This is a genomic window from Desulfovibrio sp. 1188_IL3213, from assembly GCF_036763145.1.
Lineage (GTDB): Bacteria > Desulfobacterota > Desulfovibrionia > Desulfovibrionales > Desulfovibrionaceae > Desulfovibrio.
Map to the genome: position 1 here is coordinate 1 of NZ_JBAIYR010000708.1, position 726 is coordinate 726.

Annotated in this window: 2 pseudogenes; both read right to left on the reverse strand. The window is 62.0% G+C overall.

What is annotated here, in order from left to right:
- Positions 1-188: pseudogene (locus V6C16_RS14680) on the reverse strand (class II aldolase/adducin family protein); the annotation flags it as partial.
- A pseudogene (locus tag V6C16_RS14685) lies at positions 185-726 on the reverse strand (glycosyltransferase family 2 protein); the annotation flags it as partial. The pseudogenes V6C16_RS14685 and V6C16_RS14680, both read right to left, overlap by 4 nt.

Sequence of the window (726 nt, forward strand, 5' to 3'; positions counted from 1 at the left end):
GTGAGGCACACTGCTTCACTGCGGGGTGCGGGCAGGCGCAGGCTGGCGTTGCCGTTGCAGCCGGAAAGCAGCCCCTGCCGCCATGCGTCACGGCAGACGGAGCGCAGATCTTCCACCGCATGCGGCGGCAATTGTTCGGCATCGGAGGAGAAAATGGCTTTGCCCGGGCTGGAATTGGCTGCGCTCATGACAATGTTCCTTTTTCCCGCCATAAATTCAGGTTCAGGCAGGAGATGTCACCGGTCTGGCTTACTTCTACAGTCTGTATCATGCGGCTGAGCAGGCGCTGGAGCGCCTTGTGCTCCGGGTTGAGGCTGAAGCTCAGCCCATCCGGCCCTTCCACGGGCAAATATTTGCGGCCGACCTTGAGCGGGATGATGCCCTTTTCAAACAGCAGCAGGTACATGAGGTACGCCCTGGTTCCGGAAAGGGCTGCCGTGCGGCTGGAAAGCTTGCTGTTTTCCATGTCGATATCCAGTCGTTCCGGTTCCGCACCGAGGTGGCGCACGGCGTCCTCATGTGGCGCGTAGGCCAGCAGATAGCCTGTCTGCCGTGCGCGCCAGCTATACTCCAGGTCTTCATAGCCGTAGCGGCCGTAGCCCTCGTTCCAGAAGCCCAGTTTTTCATGTACGGCGCGGGGAATGCAGGCGCAGGCCCCGTTGCAGCACGCCACGCTGAGGGCGTGCGTGTTGTCGGCCAGAAGAAGTGGCGCGCCCTCGTGCCACG